Source organism: Aeromonas sp. 95A, assembly GCF_051919235.1.
In the GTDB taxonomy this organism is placed as follows: Bacteria; Pseudomonadota; Gammaproteobacteria; order Enterobacterales; family Aeromonadaceae; genus Aeromonas; species Aeromonas veronii.
Genome location: NZ_JBQBFC010000001.1, coordinates 276615 through 297508, shown reverse-complemented (window position 1 = coordinate 297508; position 20894 = coordinate 276615). Strand labels below are relative to the sequence as shown.

Here is a 20894-nt window from a genome sequence, read left to right as displayed (position 1 = left end):
TCCGCTTAGCTGGCCTTGCGCAGGATCTGCTCAAGGTAGTCAGCGAAGCGGTGACCGTGATGCTCCAGCAGTTTCGGGAACATGGAGATGGAGGTCATGCCCGGGAAGGTGTTGATTTCATTCAGCAGGATCTCCCCCTCCTCAGTCAGGAAGAAGTCGATGCGCGAGAGATGGGTCAGTTTCAGCTGACGGAACGCCTTGAGGGCATAGTCGTGAATCGCATCGGCCTGCGCCTGGGTCAGCCCCTCGGCACGCAGTGCCGTCTCGGTATGGCTGGCGCTGCTGTACTTCTCTTCATAGGTGTAGAACTTGTCCTGCGGCACGCAGATCTCGCCCGGATAAGTCGCCACCAGCTCGTCACCGTACTGGTAAACCGCTACTTCCAGCTCGCGCGGCTTGACCGCTTTCTCGATCAGTACCTGTTCGGAGTAACCGAAGGCATCGGCAATACCTTTTACCAGATCCGCTTCGTTACTAGCGGAGTAGCAGCCAACGGAAGAGCCCTGGGAAGCCGCCTTGATAAAGACCTTGCCCCACTTGGCCAGCGCGGCTTTGGCCTCGGCAAGCGCCGCCTCATTTTGCTCGGTCAGGAACAGGTACGGGGTGTTGGGAATGCCGATGGCGGAGAGCCACAGCTTGGTGCTGATCTTGTTGAAGCAGATCTTGCTCGCCTCGGCATCGCAACCGAGATAAGGCAATCCGGCCAGCTCGAGGAAGGATTGCAGATCGCCGGTCTCACCCGGGTAGCCGTGGATGCAGGGCACCACGTAATCCACCGGACGGGCCACGCTGTCGAACGAGAGCAGCTTGTCGAGCCCCAGCTTGCACTCGCGGCCATCGGCACTGAGCCAGCGATCGGCGAACATCTCGACGCGGGTCACTTCGACACCGGGCAGAAGGCCCAGTTGTTGCTCGAGGAAATTGGCGCTGCGCAGAGAAACCTCGTGCTCGGAGCCACCGCCGCCGCACAGCAGCAAGACATGCATGTTCTTCATTAGATGTGATCCCTTGGGAAAAGCGGCCTCGTCATGACCATTTGATAAGCCAACCACCATAAAAACCGGACGAAGCCAGATACGAACATAAGTGCGCGCCAGTGTAGCAAGGGAGATCAACCCTTGTCAGCTGATGGGAGACCCATGACCCCACTTCTTGCAGTGAAAAGTCTCCCCTGTGTCAAAATCGGGACACATTGCCCCTCAGCGCGGGGGATCGACCCTTCCCATGCCGTTACCATTGACCCTAAACCAGCCGGCAATACTGTAGCGCTCCTGATTGGCAGGCAGTACCTCGTGGGGAAACTCCTCGGAGAGAAACATGACCAGCCGCCCCCCCTTGGGGCTGACATCCATCAGAAACTGCTCCTTGTCGTCATACATGCGCAGCACTCCACCCGCTTCGGGCAGCCAGTCGTTGTTGAGGTAAAACACAGTGGTAAGACGGCGGTTGGAGCGACCGGCAAAGGCATCCCGATGGGTGGCGTAAAAATCCCCGCTGCGATAGCGGGCGAAGTGGGCCTCGTAGTCGAACAGCCCCAGCATCAACATCCGGTTGGCGGCAAGACGCAGGGACTCCATCCGGGCGAGGTAGTCAGCCACCGGCGCACCTAGGGAGGGCTCCAGCCAGTGGATCTGGTCACGGCGAATGTCGGGATTGCCCTGATGCAGGGCGTCACGGCCGATCCCGGCCGGTTGCCATTCGCCTGGCAAACAGGCTTTGAGGGCATCCACTTCGGCGGCAGTCAAAAAATCATCCACTATCACCCATCCCCGGGTGTAAATGGCATCCATGGCAGCTTGATAGTCCAAGATTGGCTCACAATGAGTGGAGAGAGGGCGCTTTGTAGCGACTTACCGGCAAAGTCACAAACCGGTTTGCTTCTCTTGAGAAGTCCCAACATCAATACGCGAGTTGCTGCCCGCCTCCCCGCATTTTTGTCGCCAGTTGTGATCCCGCCCTGCCAAAGAGCGTATTGGCTGTCGAAACTGTGATGGCCCTTGCAATCGGGACGAGGAGGCGCCGCGGCCTCCTTGCGGTGCCAAGAGCCAGCCGATACCGTATCCGCATCGCCATGTTGCTGTTCATCCGGCGCTTGTCTCTGTCACCGACCGAACCACTCACGGCACAACCCGCGCATCACCCACGAAAGGATCTTCTTATGCCTCTGCCCGATCTCACTTTGCAACGACTGGATGGTACCCCCTACCCGCTGACTCAACTGGCGGGCAAGGTGGTGCTGGTGGTCAATGTGGCCAGTCGCTGCGGTTTTACTCCCCAATATGAAGGGCTGGAAACGCTCTATCAGGAGCTCGGCCCCAAGGGGCTGGTGATTTTGGGCTTCCCCTGCAACCAGTTTGGCAATCAGGAGCCGGGGGATGCGGACGAGATCGCCCGCTTCTGCTCCCTCGACTATCCGGTCACCTTCCCCATCATGGCCAAGTGCGATGTCAACGGTGAGCATGCCCACCCCTTCTATCAGTGGCTCAAGCAACAGAAACCGGGCTTTCTTGGGCTGGAAAACGTCAAATGGAACTTCACCAAGTTCCTGATCGACCGCGATGGCAATGTGGTAGAGCGTTTCGCCCCCCAGGCCAAACCGGAGAGTCTGGCCGAGCAGATCCGAGAGATGCTCTGATGCTCCCGCACCGTTTTACGCCACTGCGTTGAACGATTGTATGGCGGCCGGTGCGACAGCTACTGCGCAGCGGCCGCTCTTTTGCTATATTACGGCCCCACTATCTTTTCCATATCGTGGCTGGCCCCAACATGCTGGCTGCCCGTTGAGCCAAAGGCTCATCTCAGGAGTTTCTCTCGAACATGTCATTCAACGAACTGGGTCTGTCTCCGCATATTCTGGGGGCCGTCAAGGAGCTGGGTTACGAACAGCCAACCCCCATCCAGCAGCAAGCGATTCCGGCCATTCTGGCCGGTCAGGATGTGCTCGGCGGCGCTCAGACAGGCACAGGCAAAACGGCCGGTTTCACCCTGCCGATGTTGCAGCGTCTGCTGGCCAACCACGGTCGTGGCCGTCGTCAGGTGCGCGCACTGGTACTGACCCCGACCCGCGAACTGGCGGCACAGGTGGGCGAGAGCATCATCAAGTATGCCCACCACCTACCGTTCAAGACGCTGATCGCCTATGGCGGTGTCAGCATCAAGCCCAATCTGGACGCCATCAAGCTGGGGGTAGACATTCTGGTCGCCACCCCGGGCCGTCTGCTGGATCTGCTGACCCAGGGCGCCCTGACCCTGAGCCAGCTGGAAGTGCTGGTGCTGGATGAAGCGGATCGCATGCTCGACATGGGCTTTATCGTCGACATCCGCCGCATCATGAAGGCGCTGCCTGCAGAGCGGCAAACCCTGCTCTTCTCTGCCACCTTCTCAAACGACATCAAGGCGCTGGCGGATGACCTGCTGAACGACCCCACCCTGATCGAGGTGGACCCCAGCAATACTGCCGCCGAGCAGGTGACCCAACGCATCATTCAGGTGGATCGGGAACGCCGCCGCGAGCTGCTCTCCCACATGATTGGCCGTGGCAACTGGCAACGGGTGCTGGTGTTTGTTCGCACCAAGCAGATCGCCGACCGCCTCGCCCAGCAGATGCAAAAAGATGGCCTCAATACCGTGGCGATCCACGGTGACAAGAGCCAGGGTGCCCGCAACCGGGCGCTGGCCGATTTTCGCAGTGGCGAGGTGCGGGTGCTGGTAGCGACCGATATCGCCGCCCGCGGTCTGGACATCGATCAACTGCCCTACGTGATCAACTTTGAACTGCCCCAGATGGCGGAAGATTACATCCACCGTATCGGCCGTACCGGCCGCGCCGGTCGTGGCGGCGAGGCCATCTCGCTGGTCAGCCAGGACGAGCTGGGTCAGCTCAAGGCGATCGAAGCCCTGATCGGCCAATCCCTGTCCGTAGAGACCCTGGAAGGGTATGAGCCCAGCGGCAAGCCGAGTCGCCAGACTCTGCCCGGCAGCAAGCCGGTGCAGAACCCGCCTCGGGCTCGCGGTCATGCTAACGCCAAGAGCAGCAATGCCAAGGGCAAGCCAGCCGCGGGCAAGGGCAAAGCCAAGGGTGACGCCAGCAAAAAAACTGCACCGGCCCGCAAGCGGGAAGTGGTGGGCGAGGATATCGGCTTTGCGCCAATGCGCCGCTTGCCCAAAGCAATGCGCGACAGCTATCAGGAGAGCAGCGACGAGTAAGCTCGCGCGACGCTAACTGCCAAGCCAAAAGAGGGAGCCTGCAAGGCTCCCTCTTTCGTTATGGTTCACTCGGAGCCATGCAAATGCTCCGCTCGGGCTCAAACCAGCGAATGGCGTACCGGGGCAGTACCATGGCTGGGCGGCGCTGAACCATCGAGCGGATTGAGCTGCAAGAACTCGAACAAGCCAGCCTGCATATTGACGTTCCAGAAGCGTCCGGCGAGGGTGAGTTGCAACCGTGCGTTCTTGGTCTCGGCCAGCCCGTGCTGCTGCCAGGCGGCAAAAAGCGGCATCAGATGGGTCAGCAAAGGCGCTGGCAGACGATCCAGCGCCAGCACACCGCTGTCGAGGGATCCACGGAGCAGACCGTCCATCCTTGCATTGGGATTGCGTCCCATCACCATCCCGGGCGCCCGCTTGCCACTGGCCAGTGCATCGTGCCAGGGGGCCAGATCCCGTCCATACATCAAGCCATGGCCAAGAATGCTGCCCCCAGCACCGGCACCAAAGGGGAGGATCTCCGCACCGCGCTTGGCCATCTGGTTATAACGACTCTGCTCGGCCGGACTGCGCCGCCAGTGGCTGCAAGAGAGACGCTCCCAGCCGTGGGCTTCCAGTTGCGCCCCGCCATAGGCATACATAGCCGCCCGCTGCTGACCATCGGCGAGCCAATCCAGGGTGCCCTTCTCCTGCGCTCGCTCCAGATTGGTGCCTTGCATGGCGATGAGCTGGTAGAGATCGACCCCGTGCACCCCGCTTGCCATCACATCGCGGATATCCTGCTGCCACACGGCATCATCCTGACCGGGCAGACCAAAGATGAGATCCGCCACGATCACAGCCGCATCATCCCGGGTCAGCTCACCCAGACGGGTCAGCAAGGTCTCCCTGTCATCGAAACGGGCCGCCTGCTGACGCACCCGGGTATCAAAGCTCTGCACCCCGAAGGAGAAGCGGTTGAAGCCCCCCGCCAACGCCACCTGCCATTTCTCATCATCAAAGCCGTTGAGGCGTCCCTCCAGCGTCACCTCGGCATCCGCCGCCAGCGGAAAACGGCGGATCACGGCGGCCAGCATGGCCAGCTCGTCGGCGCTCATGTCGGTCGGCGTACCGCCCCCCACATAGACGGCTGAAAACGGCATGCTCTGCGCCAGCGGGGTGTCAGCCGCCTGCGCAAGGGAGGCGCACAAGGCGTTGACATAGCGGTTGATCCGCGCCGGGTTGGCGCCATTTTCAAAGAAATTGCAGAAGCTGCAGCGCTTTCGGCAAAACGGAATATGGATGTAAAGGGCGCGATCCTCAGCTTCACTCTCTCGCTGCCACCAGCTCTGCCAGCCAGCCTCATCCAGCGGGAAGGGGCGCATCCCTCCCCGACTGGCGTGAGCCGAGGTCTTGGCGCTAAAAGCAAACTTGAGGGGATCCGGCGTGGCAATACCGGTCATGGAAGGGGTCAGATTCATGATGGTCACTATTATCAGCAAATAATGACAATGATAACGATTATCGTTACTGGCAATTTGTTCTGGATCAACCCGAGGAGCAGCCCCCCTCCCGAAAGGCATTTTGGCAACCTGCATTACCGATCTGCTTAACAGATTATTTACTCAAGAGTGGTTATCGTGTGCCGATAGAGAACCATCTCCCGCCGTTTCTTCGTCTACGATCAAGATGATACGGGATCACATAACAACACCAAGCGCATGGAACTTGCCCAAAATGCATAACCTCTCCTTGAACTGGAAAATATTCCTCCCTCTTGCGCTGGTCATCAGCACCACCTTTGGCCTCTGCTTCGAACTCTCCGCCTGGCTGCAACGGGATCTCGCCATCCGGCTGGCAGAGGAGAAAGTTGAGAGCATGGCCAACACCTATATGGATCAGGTGAACGTGCTGATGATGACCGGTGGCATGGCCAACCGGCAGATAGTGCAGACCAAACTCAAGAGTGAAGCGGGCATCGTTGAGGCCCGTCTGGTGCGAGCGCCGGCCGTCAGCAACCTGTTTGGCCCGGGTTATCCGGATCAGAAAGCGCAGGATCCCCTCGATGAGCGTGCCATCAATCAGGGCGAAGCCATCCTGGAGCAGCAGGGCAACCGGCTCACCCTGATCAAACCGTTCAAAGCCTACAAGGAGTATCGCGGCACCCAGTGCCTCACCTGTCACCAGGTCAATGAAGGAACCGTGATGGGGGCAGTGCGGATCAGTTATGACCTCAGCCACACCTTCGGCGAGATCCGCCACAACAACCTGATCCTGAGCGGCAGCCTGGCCGCCGTCTTCAGCATTGGCTTCGGCTTGCTCTGGTGGGTATTGCAACGCTACGTGAAACACCCACTGCGCCAGCTGCAGCTCACCATGATCCGGATGGCCAAAGAGCGCGACCTCGCCCTCCCCCTGGTCAATCACAGCCGGGATGAACTGGGCCAGATGACCCGCGCCGTCAATGACATGGTGCAGGGATTCCGCCACAGCCTGCAGGAGGTGGAAGGAGCGACCCACCAGCTCTATCAGGAATCAAACCAGATCCGTCAGGTCGCGACCCAGACCGAAAACTCGGCCCGTCAGCAAGAGGGGATGACCACCCAGGTCGCCGCCGCCGTCAGCGAACTGGCCGCCAGCTCTCATGAAGTGCGCGAACATGCCCGTCACAGCGCCGAGCTCTCCGCCCTCACCAATCAGGATGCCGCCGACACCAGCCGTCTCGCCCAGCACTCCATCACCGACATGGGCGAGATGTCGGCAGAGATCGATCGGGTGGATCAGGTGATCCAGCAACTCGACAGCCGCTGCCTAGCGGTAGACGGCGTACTCGAGGTGATCAAGGGGATTGCCGATCAGACCAACCTGCTGGCCCTTAACGCTGCAATTGAAGCGGCCCGGGCAGGTGAGCAAGGCCGTGGCTTTGCGGTGGTGGCCGATGAAGTTCGAGCCCTCTCCAACCGCAGCCGCGCCGCCAGCGAAGAGATCTCCCAGATGATCGCCGCCCTGCAAAATGAGGCCCAGAGCGCAGTTACGGTGATCGGGGATGCAAAAAGCAAAGCCGATGAGAGCATCAGCAAGACCGAAGCGACCCTGGCAGCCATGCAGAACATCATCGAGCGCATCGCCCGCATCAACGACCTCAACGCCCAAATGGCCCAGTCGGCCGAAGAGCAGGACAGGGTCTGCCATGAGGTAGACAGCTCGGTGAGTGACATCCGCAACACCTCCAACGACACACTGGGTCAGGCGCACGCCGCCAACCTCGCCAGCATCCAGTTGGTGGAGCAGTGTCAGAAACTGGAGGCGCTGCTGAAAACCTACCGCTGGTAATCCACTTCACATATGAAAAAGCGCGACCCGAGGGTCGCGCTTTTGCTTTATGGATTCGATTTGGCCGAACGGTCGCGTTGCTACTCCAGCGGCGCGCTGACTATTAACAGCGCCGCCAGGATAGCTTTAACGGGCGTTACGGGTTGCGACGGCATCCGCCAGATTGCGCAGCAGCACTTCGGTATCGGCCCAACCGATGCAGGCATCGGTGATGCTCTGGCCGACGGTGAGTTCACACCCTTCCACCAGATCCTGACGGCCTTCTACCAGATGGCTCTCCACCATTACCCCAAACACCGCCTTGCTACCGGCACGCAGTTGGCTGGCCACATCTTCAGCCACCACCATCTGGTTCTTGAACTGTTTGCTGCTGTTGGCGTGACTAAAGTCGATCATCACCTTCTGTGGCAGACCAGCCTTCTCCAGCCCCTTCACAACTTCGCTGACATGGGCCGCGCTGTAGTTCGGCTCACGACCACCACGCAGAATGATGTGACAGTCCGGGTTGCCGCGGGTCGCCACGATGGCGGAGTGACCGTATTTGGTGACCGACAGGAAGTGGTGCGGCGCACTGGCGGCACCGATGGCATCGATGGCAACCTTGATGGTACCGTCTGTGCCGTTCTTGAAGCCCACCGGACAGGAGAGACCGGAGGCCAGCTCGCGGTGTACCTGGGATTCGGTGGTTCGGGCACCGATAGCGCCCCAGCTCATCAGGTCCGCCACATATTGCGGGGTGATCATGTCGAGGAACTCGGAGGCAGTCGGCAGCCCCATGTCGTTGAGATCCAGTAACAGCTTGCGACCAATGCGCAGACCATCGTTGATCTTGCAGCTATTGTCGAGGTACGGATCGTTGATCAGCCCCTTCCAGCCCACTGTGGTGCGCGGTTTTTCGAAATAGACCCGCATCACGATCTCCAGCTGACCTTTCAGCTCGTCGCGCAACGCTTTGAGGCGCTTGCCGTACTCCAGCGCGGCAACCGGATCATGGATGGAGCATGGGCCAATCACCACCAGCAGACGATCATCTTCGCCGGCCAGGATGTTGTGAATGGCCTGACGGGATTCAAAAACGGTGGACGAGGCAACCTCGGTAGCCGGAAACTTCTCAAGCACCGCAACCGGGGGTAATAACTCTTTGATTTCACTGATACGAACGTCGTCGGTTTGATGCTGCATGACAAGGCTTCCTGCTAGATGACTGCGATTAGGAAATCTCAACATAGCCCGCGACAGCGCATGTGTAAATAGGAAATTACAGCAATCACAAAACTATTTTATATGACAATCTTGCAAGTTATTGAAATGATGCTAGGCGAAATGGAAGTGCGGATAAGGAAGGCAAAAAGGCCCGCTCAGCGCGGGCCCGAAGCGTCGGTGATGACGGGTTTGTCAGTGATCAGCCACGCTGGCTGATACTGGCCAGCTTGTCGAAGTAATCCGGGAAGGTCTTCGAGGTGCACTTGGGATCATTGATGGTGACCGGGGTATCCGACAGCGCCACCAGCGAGAAGCACATGGCGATACGGTGATCGTTGTAGGTATCGATCTCGGCATGCTTGAGCTGGGTCGGCGGGGTCACGGTGATAAAGTCATGCCCCTCCTCCACTTCGACGCCCAGCTTGCGCAACTCGGTCGCCATTGCGTGCAGACGATCGGTCTCCTTCACCCGCCAGTTGTAGATATTGCGAATGGAGGTCGGCCCCTCGGCAAACAGCGCGGCAACCGCGATGGTCATGGCCGCATCGGGAATATGGTTCATGTCCATATCCACTCCGTGCAACGGCGCCTGCTCCGCCTCGATGAAATCATCACCCCAGGTGATGCGCGCGCCCATCTTCTCCAGCACGTCAGCGAAGTGGATATCACCCTGAATGCTGTGCTTGCCGATACCGGTGACCCGCACCTTGCCCTTGATGGCGCCCGCCGCGAGGAAGTAGGAGGCGCTGGAGGCATCCCCTTCCACTAGAAAATCACCCGGGCTGATATAGGTCTGGTTGCCCTTGATATAGAACAGCTTGTAGTTGTCGTGCTCGATGACCACCCCGAACTGCTTCATGATGTGCAGGGTGATGTCGATGTAGGGCTTGGAGACCAGCTCCCCCTTGATGTGGATCCGGGTATCACCGGCCGCCATCGGCGCTGCCATCAAAAACGCGGTCAGGAACTGGCTGGAGACGGAGCCGTCGACGTGCACATCGCCGCCCCACAGCCCCTTGGCATCCACCACCAGCGGCGGATAACCATCGTGTTTCAGGTACTGGATATGGGCACCCGCTTCACGCAGGGCATCCACCAGATGGCCGATGGGACGCTCTTCCATGCGCGGCTCGCCGCCCAGGGTATATTCACCGGAGCCGAGGCACAGGGCGGCGCACAGCGGTCGCATGGCGGTACCGGCGTTGCCGAGGAACAGATTGACCGGCTCTTTCACCGCAAAGCTGCGACCCAGACCCTGCACGGTACACTCGGTCTTGTCGGCGGAGAGCTTGTACTTGACCCCGAGCTGGGTCAGCGCAGCCAGCATATGACGAATGTCATCGCTGTCGAGCAGGTTGGTCAGACGGGTGGTGCCACGAGCCAGCGCCGCCAACAGCAACGCACGGTTAGAGACACTCTTGGAGCCGGGCAGATTGACCTCACCAGCCACACGAGAAATGGGTTCCAAACGCAACGAATTCATAGACTTCCTGTGCTATCTCAAAAATAAACGCCTGTCCGGACGTTAACAGCCTGCGTCCCGCTCGGCAAGGGCACTTTCAGGGGAAATCGCACGGCAAACGCCAGCGCGCTGGTTCTGTTGAAAAAAAGACGCCGGGGTATCCCCGGCGTCTTGAATCACTGCAATAGCTGGAAGCGGCTCACTGGTTGTCACGAGAGGCCACCAGCAAACACATAGGGGCACTCTTCTCAGCCGTTGCGCTTGGCAAAGCCATCCATAAAGCTCACCAGGGCCTTCACTCCCTCCAGCGGCATGGCGTTGTAGATGCTGGCGCGCATGCCACCGACGATGCGGTGCCCTTTGAGGGCCAGCAAGCCAGCGGCTTCCGATTCGGCCAGGAACTGCTTGTCCAGCTCGGCATTTTTCAGCTGGAACGGGATGTTCATCCGCGAACGGCAGCTGACATCCACCTGATTGCCGTAGAAGCTCGACTGATCGAGATAGTCATACAGGAAGTCTGCCTTCTCCTTGTTGCGCGCTTCCATCGCCTCGAGGCCACCCTGTTCTTTCAGCCACTCGAACACCAGACCGGCCAGATACCAGGCGTAGGTGGGCGGCGTGTTGAACATGGAGTCGTTCTTGGCAGTCAGCTTGTAGTCGAAAATCGAGGGCACATCGGCTCTCGCCTGATCCAGCAGATCATCGCGCACGATGGCAATGGCAAGCCCGGACGGCCCGATATTTTTCTGGGCACCGGCATAGATGATGCCAAAGCGGCTCACCTCGAGAGGACGGGAGAGAATGGTGGAGGAGAGATCCGCCACCAGCGGCACCTCGCCGGTAGCCGGGATGTCAAACATCTCGATGCCGTCAATGGTTTCGTTCGGACAGAAGTGAACATAAGCCGCATCGGCGCGAAACGCCGGGGTCGGCAGCAGGTGAGAGATCCCCTGCTCGTTCTTGGCAACCCCCTGGAAGGTCTGGATATCGCCATACTTTTTGGCTTCATCCACCGCGCTCTGGGACCAGACGCCGGTCAGCAGGAAGTCCGCCTTCTTGTTGGCGCCGCCCAGCAGGTTCATGGGCACGGCGGAGAACTGACCGCGGCCGCCACCATGCATGAAGAGCACCTTGTAGTTGTCCGGCACCGCCAGCAGCTCGCGCAGATCCGCTTCGGCCTTCTCGGCCACCGCCATGTAGGGCTTGCCGCGATGGGAAAGCTCCATGACCGAGGCTCCCAGCCCCTGAAAATTACAAAATTCGCGCTGGGCGCGCTCCATGACTTCAACCGGCAGCATGGCGGGGCCGGCGCAGAAGTTGTAAATCTGTTTGCTCATGACGCTTTCCGTGAGTGGATGAGAGTAATCGATGACTTGTCAGGTTTTACACAAGAGCAGCCAGCGGATCAAAGGCTTTTTGGGAGCTGGCTCAACCTTTTACCGTCACTCTGCGTCCCCCTTACAGTAGAAAAAGCCCTGAACGGGTCAGGGCTTGCAGGGAACATGCACAGAAATGGCGGGCAGAGCGCATAAACGACCACAGCCCAGCCATTTCTGACAAATTTACAGTTTGGCGGTGAGCTCAGGCAGCAGGGTGAAGAGATCCCCCACCAACCCGTAGTCCGCCACCTGAAAGATGGGGGCGTCGCTGTCCTTGTTGATGGCCACGATCACTTTCGACTCCTTCATCCCCGCCAGATGCTGGATGGCGCCCGAAATACCGACCGCGATATAGAGCTCGGGCGCCACCACCTTGCCGGTCTGTCCCACTTGCAGATCGTTGGCGACATATCCCGCATCAACGGCGGCTCGCGATGCCCCCACGGCACCGCCCAGCTTGTCGGCCAGCGCCTCAATCAGGGCAAACTGCGCCTTGGAACCAAGGGCTCGGCCACCGGAGACCACCACCCGAGCGGCGGTCAGTTCGGGCCTGCTTGAGCGCACCGCGCGGCGCTCGACCAGCCGGGTACGACCAGCGAATTCGGGCACGGCCAAGTGCTCGATGGGAGCCTGCCCGCCTGTCGACGCCTTGGCAAACGCGGTGGCACGCACCGTCATCACTTTGACGGGTGCCGAGCTTGCCACTCTGGCAATGGCATTGCCCGCATAGATGGGGCGCAGGAAGATGTCGCTGCTCTCGATAGCCGTCACCTCGGAGAGCATCTCCACCCCGAGCCGGGCCGCCACCTGTGGCAGCAACGCCTTGCCCATGGCACTCGCCGCCATCAGGCAGTGGCTGTAACCTTCGCACCAGCTGGCCAGCAGCTTGTCCACCCCATCCAGCAGCCCGTCAGCCAAGCGGGGATGTTCGGCAAGCAACACCTTGTCGACGCCGCCGAGAGCTGCCGCCTGTTCACCCGCCTCGGTCAGTCCCTGCCCGAGCAACAGCAGGTCAACCTGACCGCCGATGGAGACGGCAGCGGTCACCAGTTGTGCCACGTTGTCGGCCAGATGGCCCTGATGATGTTCGGCAATGATCAGCACGCTCATGGCAGCACCTTCGCTTCGTGTTTGAGTTTGTCCACCAGCTCGTCCACCGAGCCCACCTTGATCCCTGCGCTGCGGGCTGGCGGCGCCATCACCCCGAGCAAACGGGTCTGGTTGGCCACCTCAACGGCGAGTGTCGAAAACGGAGCGCTATCAAGCGGCTTGCGCTTGGCCTTCATGATGTTGGGTAGCGAGGCAAAACGCGGTTCATTCAAACGCAGATCGGTGCTCACCACAGCAGGCAACGGCATGCCCAGGGTCTCTAGGCCACCGTCAATTTCGCGAGTCACCAGCAATTCTCCCGCTTCCACCTTGAGGGCGGACGCGCAGGTCGCCAGCGGCCAATCATTGAGGGCAGCCAGCATCTGGGCCACCTGATTGTTGTCTGAATCGATGGACTGCTTGCCGAGCAGCACCAGATCCGGCTGCTCCTGCTCGCACACCTTGTGCAAGGCGCGGGCGACAGTCAGCGGGGCGAGCGTCTGATCGGTGACATAATGCAGCGCCCGATCCGCCCCCAGCGCCAGCCCATGGCGCAGTTGCTCGGCGGCAGCGTCAGGGCCAAAGGTCACCACCACCAGCTCGCTGGCAACCCCGGCTTCCCGCAGCCTGACCCCCTCCTCCACCGCAATTTCACAAAAGGGGTTGATCCCCATCTTCACATTGGCGAGCTCCACGTCGGAGCCGTCTCCCTTCACCCGGATCTTGACGTTGTAGTCGACTACCCGTTTGATTGCGACCAGCAGCTTCATGGGGTCATGCCTCGTCTCTTTGGATTGAATTCATTAGTGTGCCTCTGCGTTTGTTGCAGTACGCCCTTCCCTGATTTTTTGCTTTTTCTTGCTCAGTTTTGCTTACAACTGCTTTACGTTTACGTAAACTACCAGCATTACCCTAGGCCAACCAGAGCGCAGAGGCAAGATGGAACGGGAAGCAATGGAATTTGATGTCGTCATCGTCGGCGGCGGTCCGGCGGGGCTCAGTGCAGCCATCGCCCTGAAACAGCAGGATGCCACTCTCTCTGTCTGTCTGCTGGAGAAGGGGGCGGAAATTGGCGCCCATCTGCTCTCCGGCGCCCTGTTTGATCCCGTCGCCTTGCAAGAGCTGCTGCCGGATTGCTGGCAGCAAGCACCGCTCGGCGTGCAGGTCAGCGACGATCAGGTTCATCTGCTGCAAAGCGAGCAACGCTCCCTGCAACTCCCCGCCTGGGCGGTGCCACCCCGGATGCACAATCAGGGTTGCCATGTGGTCAGTCTGGGCAATCTCTGCCGCTGGCTTGGCCAGCAGGCGGAAAAACTGGGAGTCGAAATATACCCGGGATTTACCGCCAGCGAACTTATCATGGAAGCGGGCCGGGTCAAGGGGGTCATCACCGGCGATCTGGGGCTGGATCGGGCGGGCAATCCAAAAGCTGATCATGTGCCCGGCATGGCGCTGCTCGGCCGCTACACCCTCTTTGCCGAGGGGGCCCGCGGTCATCTCGGCAAACAGCTGATCGCCGCATTCAATCTGGCAAGCCCTGCCCAGCCCCAGCACTATGCCATCGGCTTCAAGGAGCTGTGGCAACTGCCTGCTGGCCAAGGCAAAGCGGGACAGGTACTGCACGGCAGTGGCTGGCCCCTCGGCAAGCAGGGGGGCGGCAATAGTCACGGCGGTTTCTATCTCTATCACATGGAGGGGGATCAGGTCGCGGTCGGGCTGATTGTCGATCTCAACTACCAGAATCCCTGGCTCAGCCCGTTCGACGAATTCCAGCGCCTCAAACATCACCCGCTTATCGCTGGCGTGTTGCAAGGAGGTGAGCGCATCAGCTATGGCGCCCGCGCCATCACCAAGGGGGGCTGGCACGCCCTGCCCCGCATGCACTTCCCGGGCGGCCTGCTGATCGGTTGTAATGCGGGCACTCTCGACTTTTCCCGCATCAAGGGGATCCACACCGCCATGAAGTCCGGCATGCTGGCGGCAAAAACCGTCGCGATGGCCCTGCGGGGGGGCGATGAAGGGGGCCGGGATCTGGCCCAGTATGGTGACGAGCTGCACCAGAGCTGGCTGGCCCGCGAACTCAAGGCGGCGCGCAACTTCGGCGCGGCGCTTCACCGCTATGGTCCCTGGTTAGGCGGTGCCTTCAACTGGCTGGAGCAACGGCTGTTTGGCGCAAACTCGCCCTTCAAGCTGCTCGATAAGGCTCACGATTACCGTCAGCTGCGCGTTGCCAGCCGCTGCGAGCCCATCCATTATCCCAAACCCGATGGCAAGCTGAGCTTTGACAAGCTCTCGTCTGTGTATCTGGCCAACACCAGTCACGACGAGGATCAGCCTTGCCACCTCAAGCTGCAGGACGAGCGCATTCCGGTCGAGGTCAATCTGCCCACCTGGGCCGAACCCGCCCAACGCTACTGTCCGGCCGGGGTGTTTGAGGTACTGGAAATGGAAGGCGCGGCCAAACTGCAGATCAACTCCGCCAACTGCATCCACTGCAAGACCTGTGACATTAAAGATCCCAGTCAAAATATCGTCTGGACACCGCCACAGGGAGGCTCCGGGCCCAATTATCCCAATATGTGATGAAGCGGGGCAGCGGCAACAAGCAGCCCCAGCTAGCCCTCCTCCAGCCAAAGGCTGGGTTCTACCCCGCATAGCCGCTCAGGTGATCCGACCTCGCTGTTTTTTTGAACAAACAAGCTGAATCCCTGATGAATAGCCCCTGACAAGCGCGGCCCGCCCCTGTATAGTTCGCCGCATTCAGGTTTTCCATCGGCCCGATCTGCTTATCCACGGGATCGCCTTCTGCAGCGATCTAAGGCCGCATGACCTGTGCAACCATCCCTGATTACCCATGACTTTTTAAGGGGGGACAGATGATCACCGCCTACATTCTCAACAACAAGGTGCTGGACATAGTCACGCTCGGGCCTGACGACATAGTACCTGACAACACGGTCTGGCTGGATGCCTACAAGCCGGACACGGCAGAGCGAGAATGGTTGACGGGCCTGTTCCTGGAAGAGGTCCCCGACAAGGAAGAGCTCGACGACATCGAAGCATCCGCCCGTTTTTACTGGGATACCGATGGTCTGCACATTCACTCCCTGTTTCCCCAGCGGATCGGTCGTGACACCAAGGGTGTCCACGTCTCCTTCACCCTGCGCAACAACCTGCTGATCAGCATTCGCGAAGATGACATCGGGCTGGTGCGCCTGCTGCGCCACTATATGCGCCAGGATCGGCTGGAGGTGGAGGATGCCCTCGACATCCTGCTGGAGGTGCAGAACCTCAAGGTGGAGTACCTCTCCGACCTTATCGAAGATGGTTACAAGACCTTGGAAAACACCGCCGATCAGATCTTCGAGCCGGATCAGATCAACCCCATGCTAAAAGAGTTGATGGCACAGGAAGAGGCCAACGGCCAGATCCGTCTCTCTCTGCACGATACCCGCCGCGCCCTGCGTTTCCTCAAACGCAGCCTGCGCCAACGCATGAGCCTTGAGCAGAACAAGTGGATCGACGAGATGCTGCACGACGTGGAGTCTCTCTTGCCCCACACCCAGTTCCTGTTCGACAAGATCAACTTCCAGCTGGAGGCCTCCATGGGAGTGACCAATCTGGAGCAGAACAAGGTGATCAAGATCTTCTCGGTAGCCGCCGTGATCTTCCTGCCGCCGACCCTGATCGCCAGTATCTACGGCATGAACTTCGGCCGCATGCCGGAGCTCGCCTGGGAGTATGGTTATCCCATGTCACTGGTGCTGATGGTGATGTCATCGCTCGGCACCGGCCTATTCTTCAAACGCAAAGGCTGGCTGTAACGCCGCCGACGCGCGCTGCGATATCTGAAGAAACGGATTGGGGGGCATGGCCCCCCGATTAATTTGCGCCACCCCCAACGCCTTGCAAAGGGCGCTTCGTCGCCCCATATCCCCTTCATCACTCAATTCAAGTGGATAACGGGCAACCATGACCCTCTACCCCGAACACCGATATGACGATCACGGCCAGTTGCGCCCGCCTCTCTGGTTCTGGCCCATCGCCCTGTTGCTGACCCGCTCGGTCTGGCTCTTTCTGATGGCGGGAGTGACCCGCGAGAGCGGCAGCGAGATCCTTACCCTCTTTTATCCGGACAAGATCACCCTCTACATCAGCCTGCTGACCGACGTCCCCGCCATGCTGGCGTTGCTCGCCTGCGGGGGCACCTATCAGCAGACCCAGAGTATTCGCGCCAGACTCCGGCGCCACAGCCCGCTGCTGCTGCTCTGCTCTGCCGTCAGCGGTCTGCTGATGCAACTGCACAGCCTCAATCTGCAGAAATGGTCATTCAGCTGGCCCACCGCACTGGTGCTGGTCGCCAGCCTCTGGGCGCTCTGGTATCTGCTGCGCAGTCGCCAGCTACGGGAATATGCCGCAGATCAGCCCCACTGACGGGGCTGACACCTATTGGCGAGTGACCCGGATCTGCAGGGTCTGGCGCTCGCTCTGGCTGCCTCGCCCCCCCTGTAGCTGGGTGCCGAGGCTACTCCCCTGATCCGCTGAGCTGGTCGAGAGCTCTCCCACCGTCAGCCACTGGCCCGGGGCCCCGCTCACCTCGGTGGCACTCTGACCACGATTGATGGTGCCCTGATCCAGCCGCGCCTGTTCGCTGCTCAGCGCAATCTGCACCCGATCCCCAATCAAGGTGGCCGTGGCATAGAGGCCGTTCACCAGCGGCATCATCCCCACCACGGCGCCCCCGTTCCACTGATAGAAGGTGACCGGCTGATAGGAGCCCATCTGCAGCAGCACGGGACGGCCCGACAGCCCGCGCACCTGCCAGCTGTCGTTCTGGCTGCGCTGGTACTGCTGTGCGCTGCCATCGAGCAACCACTGCCGCTTGACCTCGTCGCGACTGATTGAGCCCCCCAGTTGCTGACCGCTGGCGGCCCCCTCCACCCGCCACTCGATAAGCAGGCTTTGCGGTGGCTGGTTGATCTGTGCCAGTGTGGCTTCGGCCTCCTGCAGCTGGGCTGGCGTCCCGCTCAGCACCAGCTGATTACCCATGGCACTCACCCCTAGCTGGGGATAGATCTCCTTGAGGGTCTGCACCGCCGCCTGCGCCTCGAAGACCGGGATCACTTTCACCTCGGCCCACAGCGACGGGCTCCACAGTCCCATCATGCAGCCAAGCCACAGCAGCGCCCTGCGGCCAACCTTGCCCATCCGAACCATTACGCTCTCCTCGTTCTCTGTGCTCTTCTCGCTCTCTGTTCTCTTCTCTCTGCTTAAGGCGTAGACCTACGCCCGCAGCCAACAGCTCAGCCCTATTTCGTTCACCCGTCGATGATGAACCCGGCGGTTGCCAAAAAACAGTCGGGAATGCAGCAACTCCGTGATTTCCCACGGTATGAGGCTCTCATTACACGCCCGTTATCGCGTAAGATAGCGCCATCATAGTTGCCCAAGCGGAATCCATCATGTTGAAACAGCTGTTGTTACTCCCCCTCGCCCTGCTGCTGGGGGCCTGCTCGCTGACCCAATACAACGTCAGCGAGGCCGAAATCAACCAGTACCTCAAAGATCAGGTCTCTTTTGAAAAACAGCTGGGGATCCCCGGTATCATGTCGAGCAAGATCCGTCTGGATGAGATGCAGAGCCGTATCGGCCGCAAACAAGCAGATCGCATCGAGCTGGACGCCGCTGGCGACCTGCAGGTGAGCAGCCCCCTTGGCAGCCAGCAGATGAAGATCCGATTTGCCCTGAGCGCACGCCCGGACTATGTGGCCGATCAGGGTGCCATCTATCTGCGCGACCTTGAGCTGCTCTCGGTCAAGACCGAGCCGGCCGATATCGGGGCCGCCCTCACCCCGCTGCTGCCCACCTTCAATCAGTCGCTCTCCCTGTTCCTGTCGCAGACGCCGGTCTACCGCCTCGACAGCAGCCGCAAGAACGAAGCCAGGATCAAGGAGAAGGTAGAAGCCCTCAAGGTAGAGCCGGGCCGTCTGGTCATCCCGTTCAAGCTGCTCTGATCGCCGTCGCACCGGCACTTTCATCGCAATAAACAGATAACCGTCCTCTTCGACAGCACACATCCGGTTTAACGTGCAGCCGAATGGGGCGGTTTTTTACTTCTCAAGTCCCCTGCAACACAGCATAATGCAGACCATTCTCATTTAGATTCGTTATGAGAAGCGTCAATAATAAAACCAATGGTGAGAAGGGACATGAGAAAAACCGTACTGGTTCAGGCGATTGCCTGCGCACTGATCAGCGGCGCCGCACACGCTGCCGTCAAAGTCGAAGACAAGACATTCAATACCGCCGCCAACATGCTGGCCTATACCGAATTCGAGCTCTCCGGTGAGCCGCTGGCCGAAGCGCTGGGGCTGGATCTGGATGTGCTGGATGCCAACCGTGCCGATGAGCCGACCCCGTTCGACTTCGCTGCCGGCATCGAATCCTACGAATACTCCGAAGAGGCGATGTACGCCCTCAACTACCAATCCGGCATGGGCCCGCATCTGGTGAACGGGCCGCAAAACCTGGCCCGTGGCGGCACCATGGCATCTCTGGGGCAACGGGTGTTGGCCATGGCCGATGCCGTTGGCTTCCCGGCTGATGAAGTGCCGCAGGGCATGTATCCCCTCTCCCTGCCCTACGCCTCCGCCAATCCGGAGTTTGCCCAGGCCGTCAACGCCACCCCGGTCAATGGCGACCAGATCACCATCAAGACCGCCAAAGGGACCGAGAAAACCGTCAAGACCCAGGTCCCCGCCTACTTCCGTGACTACAGCACCCTGCGCTGGAGTGGCAGTGACAACCTGCTGGTGCCCGCAGCCGTGGGCGGTATCCTGCTCAAAGAGGTGATGTGGTCGCAAGACTTCCTCGGCGGCATGCACGTGGCCGAGACCGATGAAGAGGTAGAAGCCGCCTCCGCCACCATGGATCAGGATGGCAAGCACAAGCTGGGCGTCTCTGCCGCCGATGGCTTCAACGGCATGATGCTGACCGAGCAATCCATCGACAAGCTGGCCATCATGCAGAACCAGCTCGGCTTCGATGGCAAGCAACTGGGCGCCAAAATCACCCCGCAGTACGATCCGGCCAAGGGCGTGATTTACTTCCCCCATCAGGTGAAAGTGACCGAAACCAGCAACAACGATGCCGGTGCCATCGGCAAGCTGGAGGTGGTGGATGGTTCCGCCCAGCTGCGCGATGCCTGGATGATGCTGTGGCCGCTCTCCGAGTTCTATGCCTTCAGCGATCAGCGCAGCGCCAACACCAACCAGAACCCGGCCTTCCACGCCGTGTTTGACGGTGCGCCGTTTGCCGCCGCACCGGCTGCCAACCAGGCCAATGACCTGGGCAAGGCCGTCGCGGGCAGCGATGCCTTCTCGCTGGCGATCAATCTCTCCAACCTCACCTTCAAGAACCTGGCAGCCCTGCACTTTGATGCCAAGGCTGGCACCCTGGTCGACAGCTGGCAGGCAGGCAAACAGGGCAAGCACGTCACCACCTTTGACGCCGCTTACGCACTGGTCGCCCTGCAGATCTTCCAGCGCGCTCAGGACGCGCTGCCGGTCGGTTACGCCGCCGGTGACAATGGCGAGCTGAACCTCAAGACCAAGCAGGGTCAGCAAGCGCTTGAGCTTATCCGCAAGCAGGCCGATTTCATCCTTGCCAACCTCAAGGGCAAAAATGGTCTGGTGCATGACGGCATCACGCTGGGTGGCAAGCTCGATGCCGGCCACTCCATCGATGCACAGTTCGCCGCCATCCGTGGTCTGACCGCTGCGTTCCTCGCTACCTCCGATGCCAAGTACCGCACTGCCGCCCGCGAGCTGTTTATCGCTGCCGACAAGGCCTACTTCAATGCCAAAGCGGGCACCTGGCTGGCGGGTAAACAGGGTGAATACACCCCCTGGACCCAGGCCGCCATCTCCGGCGCCCTGCGCTCTGCCATGCTGAACCTGCGCAACGAAGGGGCCGAGAAGGCGCCCGAGCTGGAGCTAGCCAAGCTGACCGGTCAGTACGTCAGCTGGTTCCGTGGCACCGTCAACGGTGGCATGCAGATGGCTGAGTGGATCGGTGACTCCGGCGAAAACATCATCGAAGGTGCCGGCAGCGATACCGACGAAGATGGCGTACCGCAAGTGACCGCCGCCGGTGGCAAGCACGGCACCGCCATGGTGATGGCCGCCAAAGCAGTGGTTAGCGAATAATCCTCGCCATTCACCAGCATGAAAAAGGGAGCCAAG

17 protein-coding genes are annotated in these 20894 nt (G+C 60.2%); 8 read left to right on the top strand and 9 right to left on the bottom strand.

What is annotated here, in order from left to right:
- Nucleotides 1–5: 5 nt before the first annotated feature.
- Together ACTG2U_RS01310 and ACTG2U_RS01305 are read right to left on the bottom strand one after the other, a co-directional pair.
- Complete coding sequence (locus ACTG2U_RS01310; RefSeq protein ID WP_129504199.1) at nucleotides 6–995, bottom strand: D-alanine--D-alanine ligase; 990 nt, start codon at nucleotides 993–995, stop codon at nucleotides 6–8.
- Between the two features lie 204 nt (nucleotides 996–1199).
- A complete protein-coding gene (locus ACTG2U_RS01305) occupies nucleotides 1200–1808 on the bottom strand; it encodes a 2OG-Fe(II) oxygenase (protein ID WP_019445550.1) in 609 nt (202 codons plus the stop codon).
- A 350-nt stretch (nucleotides 1809–2158) separates the two neighbouring features.
- Here ACTG2U_RS01305 and ACTG2U_RS01300 point away from each other — a divergent pair, with 350 nt between their 5' ends.
- Together ACTG2U_RS01300 and ACTG2U_RS01295 are read left to right on the top strand one after the other, a co-directional pair.
- Nucleotides 2159–2635 (top strand): glutathione peroxidase, encoded by a 477-nt coding sequence (locus tag ACTG2U_RS01300; protein ID WP_236371660.1) that lies wholly within the window; start codon nucleotides 2159–2161, stop codon nucleotides 2633–2635.
- Nucleotides 2636–2817: 182 nt separating this feature from the next.
- A complete protein-coding gene (locus ACTG2U_RS01295) occupies nucleotides 2818–4206 on the top strand; it encodes a DEAD/DEAH box helicase (RefSeq protein WP_439973908.1) in 1389 nt (462 codons plus the stop codon).
- Nucleotides 4207–4304: 98 nt separating this feature from the next.
- Here ACTG2U_RS01295 and hutW read toward each other — a convergent pair whose 3' ends face one another.
- Nucleotides 4305–5666, bottom strand: coding sequence for a heme anaerobic degradation radical SAM methyltransferase ChuW/HutW (gene hutW / locus ACTG2U_RS01290; RefSeq protein WP_439973907.1), 1362 nt, complete (start codon nucleotides 5664–5666; stop codon nucleotides 4305–4307).
- A 256-nt stretch (nucleotides 5667–5922) separates the two neighbouring features.
- On the opposite strand from hutW, the gene ACTG2U_RS01285 reads away from it, so the two are divergent.
- Nucleotides 5923–7518, top strand: a complete 1596-nt coding sequence (locus ACTG2U_RS01285) for a methyl-accepting chemotaxis protein (protein ID WP_439973906.1) — start codon at nucleotides 5923–5925, stop codon at nucleotides 7516–7518.
- A gap of 126 nt (nucleotides 7519–7644) precedes the next feature.
- Here ACTG2U_RS01285 and aroG read toward each other — a convergent pair whose 3' ends face one another.
- The 5 genes from aroG to ACTG2U_RS01260 form a co-directional block, all read right to left on the bottom strand.
- The gene (gene aroG / locus ACTG2U_RS01280) at nucleotides 7645–8700 is read right to left on the bottom strand and encodes a 3-deoxy-7-phosphoheptulonate synthase AroG (RefSeq protein ID WP_110303869.1); all 1056 of its coding nucleotides are present in this window, start codon (nucleotides 8698–8700) and stop codon (nucleotides 7645–7647) included.
- Between the two features lie 220 nt (nucleotides 8701–8920).
- A complete protein-coding gene (gene aroA / locus ACTG2U_RS01275; RefSeq protein ID WP_005351267.1) occupies nucleotides 8921–10204 on the bottom strand; it encodes a 3-phosphoshikimate 1-carboxyvinyltransferase in 1284 nt (427 codons plus the stop codon).
- Nucleotides 10205–10431: 227 nt separating this feature from the next.
- The gene (gene serC, locus ACTG2U_RS01270) at nucleotides 10432–11520 is read right to left on the bottom strand and encodes a 3-phosphoserine/phosphohydroxythreonine transaminase (protein ID WP_439973905.1); all 1089 of its coding nucleotides are present in this window, start codon (nucleotides 11518–11520) and stop codon (nucleotides 10432–10434) included.
- Between the two features lie 225 nt (nucleotides 11521–11745).
- Nucleotides 11746–12672 (bottom strand): electron transfer flavoprotein subunit alpha/FixB family protein, encoded by a 927-nt coding sequence (locus tag ACTG2U_RS01265; protein WP_429025541.1) that lies wholly within the window; start codon nucleotides 12670–12672, stop codon nucleotides 11746–11748.
- Entirely contained in the window at nucleotides 12669–13421 is a 753-nt protein-coding gene (locus tag ACTG2U_RS01260) for an electron transfer flavoprotein subunit beta/FixA family protein (RefSeq protein WP_439973904.1), read from the bottom strand. Before ACTG2U_RS01260 ends, ACTG2U_RS01265 begins: the two co-directional genes overlap by 4 nt.
- 169 nt (nucleotides 13422–13590) lie before the next feature.
- Between ACTG2U_RS01260 and ACTG2U_RS01255 the strand changes: the two genes are divergently transcribed.
- From ACTG2U_RS01255 to ACTG2U_RS01245, 3 genes are all read left to right on the top strand, one after another.
- Complete coding sequence (locus ACTG2U_RS01255; RefSeq protein WP_439973903.1) at nucleotides 13591–15234, top strand: electron transfer flavoprotein-ubiquinone oxidoreductase; 1644 nt, start codon at nucleotides 13591–13593, stop codon at nucleotides 15232–15234.
- A 293-nt stretch (nucleotides 15235–15527) separates the two neighbouring features.
- Entirely contained in the window at nucleotides 15528–16475 is a 948-nt protein-coding gene (gene corA / locus ACTG2U_RS01250) for a magnesium/cobalt transporter CorA (RefSeq protein ID WP_005337059.1), read from the top strand.
- Between the two features lie 148 nt (nucleotides 16476–16623).
- Entirely contained in the window at nucleotides 16624–17085 is a 462-nt protein-coding gene (locus ACTG2U_RS01245; protein WP_042023947.1) for a DUF2919 domain-containing protein, read from the top strand.
- Between the two features lie 12 nt (nucleotides 17086–17097).
- Here the strand turns inward: ACTG2U_RS01245 and ACTG2U_RS01240 are convergent, their stop codons facing one another.
- On the bottom strand, nucleotides 17098–17817 hold the full coding sequence (locus tag ACTG2U_RS01240) for a hypothetical protein (RefSeq protein WP_421310635.1): 720 nt from the start codon (nucleotides 17815–17817) through the stop codon (nucleotides 17098–17100).
- A gap of 296 nt (nucleotides 17818–18113) precedes the next feature.
- Between ACTG2U_RS01240 and ACTG2U_RS01235 the strand changes: the two genes are divergently transcribed.
- Together ACTG2U_RS01235 and ACTG2U_RS01230 are read left to right on the top strand one after the other, a co-directional pair.
- Nucleotides 18114–18665: a lipoprotein gene (locus tag ACTG2U_RS01235; RefSeq protein ID WP_042055713.1), complete on the top strand. Its 552-nt coding sequence runs from the start codon at nucleotides 18114–18116 to the stop codon at nucleotides 18663–18665.
- 195 nt (nucleotides 18666–18860) lie between these two features.
- Nucleotides 18861–20858, top strand: coding sequence for a hypothetical protein (locus ACTG2U_RS01230; RefSeq protein ID WP_439973902.1), 1998 nt, complete (start codon nucleotides 18861–18863; stop codon nucleotides 20856–20858).
- Nucleotides 20859–20894: the final 36 nt, after the last annotated feature.